Below are 12,859 nucleotides of genomic sequence, written 5' to 3' on the forward strand. Positions count from 1 at the left end.
AATGCCAGCAAATCTAGACACCAATAAGCACGCTTTATTGAGCGGATTCATTAAGGCCATCTCCGAGAATGACACAAAAACCTTGTCCACTAAGTTCGGCCTATCGCATGCAGTAATTTTAGAGATTCAAGATCTCCTACCAATCTATTTCCATGCAGGAGCAATACTGTCCGCACCACCATTAGGCAGCCAGGACTCTCAAGTCAACAAAGCACCATTAATAACCGTGTACGACACCGGTGATGGAGATATCGCCGTGGAATGTTTCATCCTAGAAAACAACGAACCTAGCGAAGCAATCCTTCATGTAAGCTTTTCCGCATCCAATCCAAACACATTGAGCTATGAATTCATAGACTCGTAAAACTTAACACAATAGAAGATACGAAAATCCATAATGAGAAATATAATACGACTTGGAAATACCACTGATCACGGCGGAACCGTGATCGACTTCATTCCGCATACCAATCTCAACAGCAACCCTATGGCCGACAAAGGCAACATGGTTTTCTGTCCTTTATGCAAAGGAGAATTCCCAATCATCGAGGGCAGTGATACCTACCGCGTCAACGGAGTTCCTGTCGCACTCGATGGTATGAAAACCGCGTGCGGCGCCAGCTTGATCGCCAGCGCATCACGCGGCAGCGTGCATCGCTGAGTCAGCCAGGCCAAGTGGAGCTGGCGAACAAGAGACATCCCAGAAGTATGTCTGTTGCCGCCGCTCCCGACCTAGAATTGAGAGCTGATACCTACAACAGCGACAACCTGCCTATTGCCATCACCGACGCCAACGGCGGTGAGAAGAAGTGGCCTATAACCCTGATGGCGAGCGGATCTTGGGAGGGTCACAAAAAAGCAGCAACCGATATAAAAATAGGCACACTCGAAATCCCATCCAGCCTCGAAAGGCAGCAACAATGAATGCAACTTTTGATGACCTCATTTTAATACTGAGCACTGATAGCTTTTGTGGCGAAATACTTGACACAACGACAAGCACGAATCTCTAAAAATCAGAGAAATAGCGCGAAATATCGTCAAAACAATCATTAACGGTGGCGACAATTATTACATGTGCGCGGATTTTTCCTGCCACCGCATAAAGAAAACTGAAAAAGATTTTTTTGAACTCGCCCAAAAAAGCAACATCCCCAAGCAAACGCTAGAAAAGATAGATAACCTTCACAAAATCCTTAAGAGTAATTCCGACGAGACAAACACCGCCTCATATGTCATCAACTCAATAGCAAGCCGGCTCTACTGGCTTGTGATCGACGAATTCAACACACCAATCACACCAGAGCTTTTGGAGCTAATTCCTGAAATCGAACCACTCGGATTGGACGTAAAACATTACGCATGTGAATGGCGAGATGTTTGGTTAGAAAGCCAGTCCGATTGGGATAAGTATATAATGTCACTAATGGACGGCATAGACGAAGCCCCATACCTTACCTTCACAAAATTGAAGAGCAATTTAGCTCCGCTAGATTTTCTCCGCAAATGGAACACCCATCTCGGCCCGAAGAAATTTTCACACATCAAGAATTTCATTAACACCGAGGCGCATCATGAACTTGACAAAAAAAAATGCACGCGCAGCCGAAAAGATAGACACACTAATTAATTCACTCTAAACAAAGGACCGAATCAAACAACACGCCAACAATACATAGACCTCAACCACAATGAAGAAAATAGTTCGACTTTACGACAAAACCAACCGTAAAGGTATCGTGATTGGCTCCATAGACAGTACAGGCCTTAACGGCAAACCGATGACCGGCAAACGTAACATGGTTTTTTTCCTCAATGCGAAGGCGAGTTGCCAATCATCGAGGGCAGCGACTCCTACCGCGTCAATAGCACTCCTGTCGCGCTTGACGGAATGAAGACCGGCCAGCGCATCACACGGTAGCGTCCATCGCTGAGTCAGCCAGGCTAAGTGGAGCAGGCGAACAAGGGACATTCCAGGAGTGTGCCTGCTGTCGCCGCTCCGGACCTAAAATTGAGAGCTGATCAGGCCCCCAAACATACGCCTGATCCGCATCGTAAATACCAACGGTATTGGGGCCAAAAACAATCATCTAATTCGAGGCAAATCAAAAACCGCCAGAGACTATTAAGGAGGTTTAACCGATGAATTTCACACCAGAGTGCCTGACCTATATCAACACCCACCTTTTTGAAAGACAAGATGAAGTTTTGAAAAAGATTGGAGAACTACTGCCAGCAGGCCCTTCGAAAATCCACTGGGAGAACATTCCCAACAGAATTGAAATAGGCCATACCCAAAGGGACAGACTGATAGTCGAAATATTGGGCGCAGCATCAACCATAGAATTAAAAAATTCAGAAACCATAATCATTATCAACATAGATGATGCCTTCCCAGCAATCAGCACAACACTAGAAGAATGGCAGAAATTTGCAAAGGAACTCGATTACGCAAACACCATCTACCTAGACGAAAATAACTTAAAAATAATCCACTGGGATTTTTACAAAAATCTGTACGCACTTAAATTACCCCACAGAAGCGACGATTAAATTTCGCAGTAGAACCAGCAAGAAAAAATAGACACCCCATAAACAGAATAGCTCACAAGCACGGAATACATACTTCAGCAGTACAGGAACTTAATCACAATGAACCAAATAATTCGACTGGGCGACACAACCGACCACGGCGGAATAGTACTTGATGCCATTCCCCACACAAACCTCAACGGAAAACCATTGGCTGGCAAAGGCAGCATGGTATTTTGCCCACTCTGTAAAGGAGAATTCCCAATCATCGAGGGTAGCGACACCTACCGCGTCAACGGAGTTCCTGTCGCACTCGATGGCATGAAAACCGCGTGCGGCGCCAGCTTGATCGCCAGTGCATCACACGGCAGCGTCCATCGCTGAGTCAGCCAGGCCAAGTGGAGCAGGCGAACAAGAGATATCCCAGCAGTATGTCTGTTGCCGCCGCCCCCCACCAACGCACTGCCGCCATGAACAAATCTTCATTTTGCTGGCGAGCGCCCTGATTGCGGGCGTGGCAGCCCTCTTCGCTTCTGCAGCCGCAGGCCTTCACCTTGAGGGGGCTCACTACCTTGCGTAGCATCACCGCCCCCCGGGGCCGCTGCGCGGCCCATTCGTGGGCACGCCCGCTCCCACAGGCGCGTGCCCACAGCGCTCACACCTCACCCAGCCACACCATCAGCAGACAGAACCCCGATGCCGCAACCCATCCCCCTCAAGGACCACGAAAAGGAAAAGCACCTGGTCAACCGCCGGCTTCTGGCCTGCGCCGCCCTGGTCTTCAGCCTGGTCGCCGTCCTGGTGGGCCGGCTCTATGTGCTGCAGGTGCTGCAGCACGACCAGCAGACCGCCGTATCGGAAAACAACCGCGTGCACGTGCTGCCCATCGCCCCCGAGCGCGGGCTGATCTACGATCGCAACGGCGTGGTGCTGGCCGACAACAAGCCCAGTTTCGACCTGACCATGACCCGCGAGCGGGCCGGCGGCGACACGGCCAAGGTGCTCGATACCCTGGCCCAGGTGCTGAGGCTGACCGACGACGACCGCAAGCAGTTCGACAAGGACCTGCGCCGTGGCCGCAAGCCGTTCGAACCGGTGACCCTGATGGTCGGCCTGAGCGAAGAGCAGATCGCCCTGGTGGCGGTGAACCAGTTCCGCCTGCCAGGCCTGGAGGTAGAACCACAGTTCATCCGCGAGTACCCGCTGGCCGAGCATTTCGCCCACTCGGTGGGCTATGTGGGGCGCATCAACGAGAAAGAGGCCAAGACCCTCGACAGCACCGAATACCGGGGCACCCAGTCGATCGGCAAGACCGGCATCGAGCACTTCTACGAAAGCCAGCTGCATGGCCACGTGGGCTACGAGGAGGTCGAGACCAACGCCCAAGGCCGGGTGATGCGTGTGCTCAACCACAAGGCCCCGACCCCAGGCCAGGACATCGTCCTGACCCTGGACGCCCACCTGCAACTGGCCGCGGAAAAGGCCCTGGGCGACCGCCGCGGCTCGGTGGTGGTGCTCGACCCGGCCAATGGCGACGTGCTGGCGATGGTCAGCAACCCCAGCTTCGACCCCAACCTGTTCGTCAAGGGCATCAGCTTCAAACAGTACGCCGCCCTGCGCGATTCCATCGACCGCCCGCTGTTCAACCGCGTGCTGCGCGGCCTGTATGCGCCCGGTTCGACGGTGAAGCCGGAGGTGGCCATCGCCGGCCTCGACAGCGGCGTGATCACCCCGGGCAGCCGGGTGTTCGACCCGGGCTACTACGAGCTGCCCAACTACGACCACAAGTACCGCAACTGGAACCGCAGCGGCGATGGCTGGGTGGATATGTACACCGCCATCATGCGTTCCAACGACACCTACTTCTACGACCTGGCGCACAAGCTGGGCATCGACCGCCTGCATGACTACATGGCCGAGTTCGGCCTGGGCCAGAAGGTGTCGCTGGACATGTTCGAGGAAGCGTCCGGGCTGATGCCGTCGGCCGAGTGGAAGCGCGCCACACGGCGCCAGGCCTGGTTCCCGGGCGAGACGCTGATCCTGGGCATCGGCCAGGGTTACATGCAGGTCACCCCACTGCAGCTGGCCCAGGCCACCAGCCTGCTGGCGAGCAAGGGCGTGTGGCACCGCCCGCACCTGGCCATGACCGTGGGTGGCGATGCGCCGGTAGACCCCAACCCGATGCCCGATATCGTGCTGCACGACAGACACGCCTGGGACCAGGTCAGCCAGGGCATGCAGATGGTCATGCACGACCCGCGCGGCATCGCCCGCGCGGCCGCGGCCGGTGCGCAATACCGCATTGCCGGCAAGAGCGGCACCGCGCAGGTGGTGGCGATCAAGCAGGGCGAACGCTACAACCGCGACAAGACCCTGGAGCGGCACCGCGACAATGCCCTGTTCGTCGGCTTTGCCCCGGCTGATCACCCGAGTGTGGTGGTGGCGGTGATGATCGAGAACGGTGAAGCCGGTGGGCGGGTGGCAGGGCCGGTGGTGCGGGAGGTGATGGATGCCTATCTGCTGGATGAGCAGGGGCATCTGAAGCCGCAGTATGCGGGTGGGGTAGTGCCTCGCAGCGTGCCGCACACTTAGGATCTTTGGGGCCGCTTTGCGCCCCATCGCGACACAAGGCCGCTCCTACAAGAGACCGCGTCCGCCTGTAGGAGCGGCCTTGTGTCGCGATGGGCTGCGAAGCGGCCCCTGGTTCTCAATCCCCGTACACCGCCCTCCCCACCATACCCACCCGCCGCCGCGTCACGCACACCAGCAGAATGAATACCGTCACTCCAGCAGTCATGAGTGCTTCATAGCGGTAAGCATCACTAAGCAGCATGTACCCCAGCACCATCAGGATGGCGCCGATAACCAGCCATGTCAGCCACGGGAACAGCCACATTTTCAGCTCCAGCTGCACACCGTCGCGTTCTGCCCGTGCCCGCATGCGCAGCTGCGAAATTGCAATCACCAGATACACCAGCAAGGCAATCGCGCCTGTGGTGGACAGCAGGAAGCTGAACACCTTGCCGGGGAACACGTAGTTGACCAGGCAGCCGGCAAACCCGGCCAGGGTCGACATCAGTACCGCCACCACCGGAACACCATTCGCGGTCACCCGCCGGGTAATGGGCAGCGCCTCGCCACGCGCCCCCAGTGAATGGAGCATGCGCGAAGCGGTATAGAGCCCCGAGTTCATACAACTGGTCACCGCCACCAGCACCACCACATCCACCACCAGCTTGGCGCCCGGCACGTTGAGCACCTCCAGCACCCGCTGGAACGAACCCACCGCGACCAACGCGGGGTCATTCCAGGCCACCAGCGACACGACCAGAAAGATCGACGCCAGGTAGAAAACGGCGATGCGATACACCACCAGGTTGGTGGCGCGGCGGATCTTGGCCTGCGGGTTGGCGGTTTCGTCAGCAGCGATGGTGACGATCTCGGCACCAAAGAACGAGAAGATGGTGATCAGCACCCCACCCAGCACCGCACCCCAGCCATTGGGCGCGAAACCGCCATTGGCCCACAGGTGGCTCACGCCTGAGGCCTCGGCCAGTGGCCAGACACCAAACAACGCCATGCCACCGATGACGATGAAGGCCAGGATGGCTATCACCTTGACCAGGGCGAACCAGAACTCGAACTCACCGAAGTTCTTCACGCTGACCAGATTGCTGGTGGCCAGTACCGCCATGATCAGGAAGGCGAACAACCAGGATGGAACCGCCGGGAACCACGCGTGCAGGATATCGGCGCCGGCAATGGCCTCGACGGGAATGATCAGCACCCAGAACCACCAGTACAACCAGCCGATGGTGAAGCCGGCCCAGGGGCCGATGGCTTCGGCGGCATAGGTGGAAAAGGAGCCGCTGGTGGGGTTGGCCACGGCCATTTCGCCGAGCATGCGCATGACCAGCAGCACCAGCAGGCCGGTCATGGCGTAGGACACGAGAATGGCCGGGCCGGCCGAGGCGATGGCCTTGGACGAACCGATGAACAGGCCGGCGCCGATGATGCCAGCGATGGAAATCATGGAAACCTGGCGCGAGGTCAGGCCGTGTTGCAGGGATACTTGCGACATCGTTAAAACCTTTGGGGGGGCCTGGCCGGGGCGGAAATCGGGTATGGCCTTACCGGCCTCTTCGCGGGCAAGCCCGCTCCCACAGGTACTGCACAGGTCCCAAGGGCTGTGAAATACCTGTGGGAGCGGGCTTGCTCGCGAAGAGGCCGGCAAGACAAACACCACACCCCAGGGCAGATCCTCTTGTCATTGTGAATGGATCATTCGCCCAGGTAGGCCTTCTTCACCTGGTCGTCATGCAGCAAGGTCTTGGCACAGCCTTCCAGGCTGATGCGTCCGCCATCTATCACATAGGCGCGCTGGCAGGTCTGCAGTGCCAGCCGGGCGTTCTGCTCCACCAGCAGCAATGTCACCCCGTCCTTGACCACCTCGACGATTGTCTCGAAGATCTTCTGCACGATGATCGGCGCCAGGCCCATGGACGGTTCGTCCAGCAACAGCAGCTTGGGCCGCCCCATCAGCGCCCGGGAAATGGCCAGCATCTGTTGCTCGCCACCCGACATGGTGCCGGCCAACTGGAAAGCGCGCTCCTTCAGGCGCGGGAAGATGCCATACATGCGTTCGATATCGGCGCCGATGGCATCCTTGCCGTCACGCCGGCTGAAGGCTCCCATCTCGAGATTTTCGTGCACGGTCAGCTTGGGGAAGATGCCCCGCCCCTCCGGCACCAGCGCCAGCCCTTCGCGGATCAGGTCATGGCCCTTGATCGCCGCATGCGCCTTGCCATCGAAGGTAATGCTACCGGCGCTAGGTTTCAGCAACCCGGCCAAGGTTTTCAGGGTGGTGGTCTTGCCTGCACCGTTCGCGCCAATCAGCGCCACCATCTCGCCCTCGCCCACTGTCAGGTCGATGCCCTTGATGGCCTGGATGGCGCCATAGCTCACCTTGAGGTCGTTCACTTGCAGAATGTTTTTCATGCCACTGCCTCCGCACCGAGGTAGGCCTCGATCACTCGTGGGTCCTTGCGCACGTCGGCCGGCAGGCCGTCGGCGATCTTGCGGCCGAATTCCAGCACGGTGATGTGGTCGCACAGGCCCATCACCAGCTTTACATCGTGCTCGATCAACAGCACCGTCTTGCCGTCCGCCTGCATCTTGCACATCAGCTGGCGCAGGCCTTCGGTTTCCGAGGCATTCATGCCCGCCGCCGGTTCGTCGAGGGCGATCAGCTTGGGCTCGGTGGCCAGCGCCCGGGCGATTTCCAGGCGACGCTGGTCGCCATAGGAAAGGCTCTTGGCCAGCTCCCCGGCCAGGTGGCCGATGCCGACGTAGTTCAACCAGTGGCGCGCGGCCTGCCGGATTTCGCGCTCTTCACGCACGCAGGCCGGAGTACGCAGGATGGCGCCGAACACACCGCTGCGAGTGCGCACATGGCGGCCGATCATCACGTTTTCCAGGGCGGTCATGTTGTGGAACAGGCGGATGTTCTGGAAGGTGCGCGAAATGCCAGCTTCCACCACCTTGTGCGGCTTGCTGATACGCAGCGGTTTGCCGTCGAACATCACCCGCCCCTGCTCGGCCCGGTACAACCCGGTGAGCACGTTGAACAGGGTGGTCTTGCCGGCGCCGTTGGGGCCCAGCAGGCCGCGGATCTCGCCACGACGAATGCTCAAGTCGATGCCATGCAGGGCCTGCAGGCCACCGAAGAACTTGCTGACCTGATGCAGCTCGAGAAGGATGTCGCTCATGCCTTGTCCGCCTCTTTGATCGGGAGCTCGAAGGATGCTTCACTGGCCGGAGCATGCACTGCGGTGCTGAGCGCCGCAGGCATCGGCTCCGCCTCTGGGTCACCATCGTGCAGTTCGGCACGGCGGCGGTCAGACGGCCAAAGGCCTTCGGGGCGAAAACGCATCACCAGGATCAACGCCAGGCCGAACACCAGCATGCGCAGCGTCGAGGCATCCAGTACGTTGCGCAGGATGTCGCGGCTGATGAAAGTGACATTGTCCATCACCCATGGCTGGACCCAGTTGACCAGGTCGCGGAACAACTCCGGCATCACCGACAGGATCAGCGCGCCCAGCACCACGCCACGGATCGAACCCATGCCACCGAGCACCACCATGGCCAGGACCATGATCGACTCCATCAGGGTGAACGACTCGGGGCTGACAAAGCCCTGGTAGCTGGAGAACAGCACGCCGGACACGCCGCCGAAAGTGGCGCCCATGGCGAACGCCAGCAGCTTGAGGTTGCGCTTGTTCAGCCCCATGGCCTCGGCAGCCACTTCGTCCTCGCGCAGGGCCATCCAGGCACGGCCGATACGCGATACTTCCAGGCGTTTGGACAGCACGATGCTGAGGATGACGATGGCCAGGAAGAACAGGTAGTAGCTGATCACCGGCGACACTTGCAGACCGAACAGGCTCCAGCTCTGCTGCAGCGACAGCAGCGGCGCTGCACCCTCCCCCGGGGCATGCGCCCATGCTGCGCCATCCACGTGCAGCGGAGCGATGTTGCTGATGCCCTGGGGGCCATTGGTGAGGTTCACCGGTTGGTCCAGGTTGTTCATGAAAATGCGGATGATCTCGCCGAAGCCCAAGGTGACGATCGCCAGGTAATCACCGCGCAGCTTGAGCACCGGCGCGCCGATCAACACCCCACAGATGGCCGCGGCTACTGCCGCCAGCGGGATGATCACCCATACCGGCCAGTCCAGCACGCCTTCGACCAGGCCGGCCATCTGCAGGTGCGGCGAGGCAAGCAAGGCGTACAGGTAGGCACCGATGGCGTAAAAGCCGATGTAGCCCATGTCGAGCAAGCCGGCGTAGCCGATGACGATGTTCAGGCCCAACGCCAGCAACACGTAGAGCATGGCGAAGCCCAGGATGCGCACCCAGGTCGGGCCGAGCATGGGGATGGCCTCGACCAGGAACGGCAAGGCAATGAAGCCGAGGATCAACAGCAAGTATTGGCTCTTGAGGTTTTTCATGGCCGACTCCTTACGCCCGGTCAGCCTGGCGTTCGCCAAGCAGGCCGTTCGGGCGGAACAGCAGCACCAGGATCAGCACCGCGAAGGCGAAGATGTCCTGATAGTTGGCACCGAGGAAGCCACCGGTGATCTGCCCGGTGTAGCCCGCTGCCAGCGACTCGATCAGCCCCAGCAACAGGCCGCCGGCCATGGCCCCGAAAAGGTTGCCAATGCCGCCGAGCACTGCCGCCGAGAATGCCTTCAGGCCCAGCAGCAGGCCCATGTAGGCATCGGCCTGGCCGTAGTTGACCGCGCGCATTACCCCGGCGATGGCGCCCAGGCTGGCACCGATGAGGAAGGTGGCGCTGATCACCCGGTTGATGTTGATGCCCATCAGCCCGGCCACCTCCTGGTTCTGGGCGGTGGCACGCATGGCCTTGCCCAGACGGGTCTTGTCCACCAGCAGCCATAGGCCGAGCATGATCACCACCGCAATCAGCATGATCGACAGCTGCACGTTGGTAATGGTGGCGCCGAACACGTCCACCGGCTGGGTCTCGACCACCTCGGGGAAGGTCTTGTAGCCGCGCCCCCAGATCATCATCGCCAGGTTCTGCAGGGCGATGGAAATGCCGATGGCGAGAATCAGCGGGGTCAGCCGCGGGGCTTTGCGCAAGGGCCGGTAGGCGTACTTTTCCATGCCCTGGGCCAGCAGCATGCACACCACCACCGCAGCCATGATCGCCAGCAGCAAGGTGATGATGCCTGGGGCAAAACCTGCGCCCGCGAGCATCGTCAGTACCGAAATGGTCACCATGGCGCCGACCATCACCACCTCGCCATGGGCGAAGTTGATCAGGCCGATGATGCCGTAGACCATGGTGTAGCCCAAGGCTACCAGGGCATAGATGCTGCCCAGCACCAGGCCGTTGAGGACCTGTTGCAACAAGATATCGAAATTACCGTCCACGCGCTGAATCCTCGAAACTGCGTTGTCGTCGGCGCGCGGCGGCTCAGCGCCACACGCCGACAGGCCTGGCAGGTGGGAAAAGTCTTCTTGTTATGTGGCAGGCCGGCGCCTGCTTGTTATGGGGGTGGCGCTCAGTCGCGCTGGACCGACAGGGTTTTCCAGCCGCCGTCGGCGAACTGGAACACGGTAGCCGCCGGGTTCTTCAGGTTGCCTTGATCATCGAAGGCGATGGTGCCGGTGACGCCTTCGTAGCTCTGGCTCTTGAGCACTGGCAGGTACACTTTGGGGTCGTCGGAGCCGGCCTTGACCATGGCGTTGATCGCTGCCCAGGTGGCGTCATACGCGGCTGGCGACGACTGCACTACGCCCACGCCGAACTTGTCCTTGAGCTTCTGCTCGAAGGCCGCGCCCTTGGGCATGTCCAGCAGCGGCGTGCCGTAGTTCCAGGCGTAGGTGCCCTCGGCGGCGCTGCCGGCCATCTGCCTGAACGAGTCGTTGGGCAGGTTGCCGATGTTCATGAAGCGCGCCTTCAGGCCAAGATTCTTCATCTGCTTGGCCATCGGTGCGGCCTGGTAGTCGAGGGCGGCGAAGAACACCGCATCGGCCTTCTGTGCCTTGGCGGTGGTGAGAATGGCGTTGAAGTCGGTGGACTTGTCGTTGGTGTACTCGCGCACCACCACATTACCGCCGGCAGCCTTGACTGCCTTGGTCACCTCGTCGGCCAGGCCCTGGCCGTAAGCGGTGCGGTCATCGAAAATGGCGATGCGCTGGGCCTTGAGCTGGCTGACCAGGTAGTTGCCAGCGTAGCGGCCCAGGGTGGCATCGTCGTTGACGGTACGGAACACCGAAGGGATGCCCTGGCGGGTCAAGGTGGGGTTGGTGGCCGAGGGCGAGATCTGCGGGATGCCGGCGGCGGCGTAAATCTTCGAGGCGGGGATACTGGTGCCGGAGTTGTAATGGCCGATCACCACCGCCACTTTCGAGTCCACCAGGCGTTGCGCGACCGCCGTGCCGGTGCGCGGGTCGGCGACATCGTCTTCGGAGACCAGTTTGAACCGGGCGACCTTGTCGCCGATCTTCAGTTGCTGTTCGTTGGCTTCATCAACGGCAATCTGGATGCCGTGCTCGACATCCTGTCCCTGGTGCGCCGAAGGGCCGGTCAGGGGGCCGGCGAAGCCGATCCTGACGATTTCACTGTCTGCTGCGTTTGCCGTCCCCATGGCCATCAGCAACGTTACCGCGGTCGCGAGGGCTGCACGCCCTCCCTTGTTGTTATTCATGCTCAGCTCCCAGTAGTGATTGGACGAACCTCGACATCGCTTACCGCATGCGAATTGGCCGGAACGCCATCGCACTTGTAAGATAACAGTCAGCAGGCAACTGTCAATGGGTGTATGCTTGAGCCGTGGTTAAAATTTACAGGCATGCGTGGAGACCTGCTCGGGGGGGAAGCCCGCTCCTACAGATCAGATGTTTGATAACATATGCCTACAACATCACCGCTGGTTGGCTACGGATCCCGCCGCAAGGGGCATGAGGGCTGCGCGCAACCTGCCGGAGAATCAACCGTGATGAGCCAATCAGTTTCAGGAGCAACTCTTTTATGAATGCGTCGTTAGGCACGCGTCGCGCCAATCTGGCGGAAACCGTGATCCAGGAGCTTTCCGGCCGGATCGACAACGGCACCTACGGCCCGGGCGACAAGCTGCCGTCCGAACAGGAGCTGTGCAAGGAATTCAACGTCAGCCGCCCGGTCATCCGTGAGGCGGTAGCCTCGCTGCGCCTGGGTGGGCGCCTGATCGCCCGCCAGGGCGTGGGCGTCTTCGTGGTCGAGCAGGACGTGAAACGCATCGGCTTTGCCATCGACAGCGTGGTTGATGACGTGCGTGCCGCCGCGCAGATCCTGGAACTGCGCCTGGGGATCGAAACCGAGTCGGTGGCCCGCGCAGCCGAGCGCCGCAGCCCGGCCAGCATGGCGGCAATCACCGAGGCATTCGACCGTTTCAACTCACTGGACGGTGCCACGCAGGAGGAAGAAGCCAGGGCCGACTTCGAATTCCACCTGGCAATTGCCCGTGCCACCAACAACCCGCACTTCACCCAGCTGCTGGAAGCGCTGGGCCCGGACATCATCCTCGATTTGAACCTCAAGCATGGGCAGGTGACGGGCAAGAACCGCCAGGCGCACATCAAGAAGATCGGCCGAGAGCACGGGGCGATCCTCTCGGCAATCAGCATGGGCGATGTGGCCAGTGCGCGCACGGCGCTGCGCAAGCACCTGGAAGAAAGCTTGTCGCGGTATCAGCGGTTGCTCGACAGCAAGGCCTGATGGCTATCCTGTACCGGCCGCGCAGAGGCCAGCACAG

The 12,859-nt window shown here is 59.7% G+C and carries 14 protein-coding genes; 8 read left to right on the forward strand and 6 right to left on the reverse strand.

All coding sequences use genetic code 11. The annotated features are described in order from the left end of the window. Window position 1 precedes the first annotated feature (1 nt). From IRZ77_RS03980 to mrdA, 7 genes are all read left to right on the forward strand, one after another. Window positions 2-364: a hypothetical protein gene (locus IRZ77_RS03980; RefSeq protein ID WP_108481458.1), complete on the forward strand. Its 363-nt coding sequence runs from the start codon at window positions 2-4 to the stop codon at window positions 362-364. A 33-nt stretch (window positions 365-397) separates the two neighbouring features. Then, entirely contained in the window at window positions 398-661 is a 264-nt protein-coding gene (locus tag IRZ77_RS03985; protein WP_153670806.1) for a PAAR domain-containing protein, read from the forward strand. Between the two features lie 47 nt (window positions 662-708). Continuing rightward, window positions 709-924 (forward strand): hypothetical protein, encoded by a 216-nt coding sequence (locus IRZ77_RS03990; protein WP_108481456.1) that lies wholly within the window; start codon window positions 709-711, stop codon window positions 922-924. A 151-nt stretch (window positions 925-1,075) separates the two neighbouring features. Beyond that, entirely contained in the window at window positions 1,076-1,630 is a 555-nt protein-coding gene (locus IRZ77_RS03995) for a hypothetical protein (protein WP_196172985.1), read from the forward strand. A 512-nt stretch (window positions 1,631-2,142) separates the two neighbouring features. Then, window positions 2,143-2,553, forward strand: coding sequence for a hypothetical protein (locus IRZ77_RS04000; protein WP_108481454.1), 411 nt, complete (start codon window positions 2,143-2,145; stop codon window positions 2,551-2,553). 99 nt (window positions 2,554-2,652) lie between these two features. Further along, window positions 2,653-2,916 carry a PAAR domain-containing protein gene (locus IRZ77_RS04005; RefSeq protein ID WP_153670804.1) on the forward strand — a complete coding sequence of 88 codons (264 nt, stop codon included), beginning with the start codon at window positions 2,653-2,655 and terminating at the stop codon, window positions 2,914-2,916. 312 nt (window positions 2,917-3,228) lie between these two features. After that, entirely contained in the window at window positions 3,229-5,124 is a 1,896-nt protein-coding gene (gene mrdA / locus IRZ77_RS04010; RefSeq protein ID WP_108481452.1) for a penicillin-binding protein 2, read from the forward strand. Window positions 5,125-5,239: 115 nt separating this feature from the next. Here the strand turns inward: mrdA and IRZ77_RS04015 are convergent, their stop codons facing one another. The 6 genes from IRZ77_RS04015 to IRZ77_RS04040 form a co-directional block, all read right to left on the reverse strand. Continuing rightward, window positions 5,240-6,613, reverse strand: coding sequence for an amino acid permease (locus tag IRZ77_RS04015; protein ID WP_108481451.1), 1,374 nt, complete (start codon window positions 6,611-6,613; stop codon window positions 5,240-5,242). A gap of 200 nt (window positions 6,614-6,813) precedes the next feature. Then, window positions 6,814-7,521 (reverse strand): ATP-binding cassette domain-containing protein, encoded by a 708-nt coding sequence (locus IRZ77_RS04020; protein ID WP_441344402.1) that lies wholly within the window; start codon window positions 7,519-7,521, stop codon window positions 6,814-6,816. Between the two features lie 5 nt (window positions 7,522-7,526). Further along, complete coding sequence (locus IRZ77_RS04025) at window positions 7,527-8,300, reverse strand: ABC transporter ATP-binding protein (RefSeq protein ID WP_085615268.1); 774 nt, start codon at window positions 8,298-8,300, stop codon at window positions 7,527-7,529. After that, a complete protein-coding gene (locus IRZ77_RS04030) occupies window positions 8,297-9,544 on the reverse strand; it encodes an ABC transporter permease subunit (protein ID WP_108481450.1) in 1,248 nt (415 codons plus the stop codon). The genes IRZ77_RS04025 and IRZ77_RS04030 overlap by 4 nt, the downstream gene beginning before the upstream one ends. A 10-nt stretch (window positions 9,545-9,554) precedes the next feature. Further along, window positions 9,555-10,493, reverse strand: coding sequence for a branched-chain amino acid ABC transporter permease (locus IRZ77_RS04035; protein WP_108481449.1), 939 nt, complete (start codon window positions 10,491-10,493; stop codon window positions 9,555-9,557). Between the two features lie 131 nt (window positions 10,494-10,624). Then, window positions 10,625-11,773, reverse strand: coding sequence for a branched-chain amino acid ABC transporter substrate-binding protein (locus IRZ77_RS04040; protein WP_230386331.1), 1,149 nt, complete (start codon window positions 11,771-11,773; stop codon window positions 10,625-10,627). A gap of 323 nt (window positions 11,774-12,096) precedes the next feature. Between IRZ77_RS04040 and IRZ77_RS04045 the strand changes: the two genes are divergently transcribed. Then, window positions 12,097-12,822, forward strand: a complete 726-nt coding sequence (locus tag IRZ77_RS04045; RefSeq protein ID WP_085615260.1) for a FadR/GntR family transcriptional regulator — start codon at window positions 12,097-12,099, stop codon at window positions 12,820-12,822. Window positions 12,823-12,859: the final 37 nt, after the last annotated feature.

The sequence above is a fragment of the Pseudomonas pudica genome (genome assembly GCF_015680405.1).
Taxonomy (GTDB): domain Bacteria; phylum Pseudomonadota; class Gammaproteobacteria; order Pseudomonadales; family Pseudomonadaceae; genus Aquipseudomonas; species Aquipseudomonas pudica.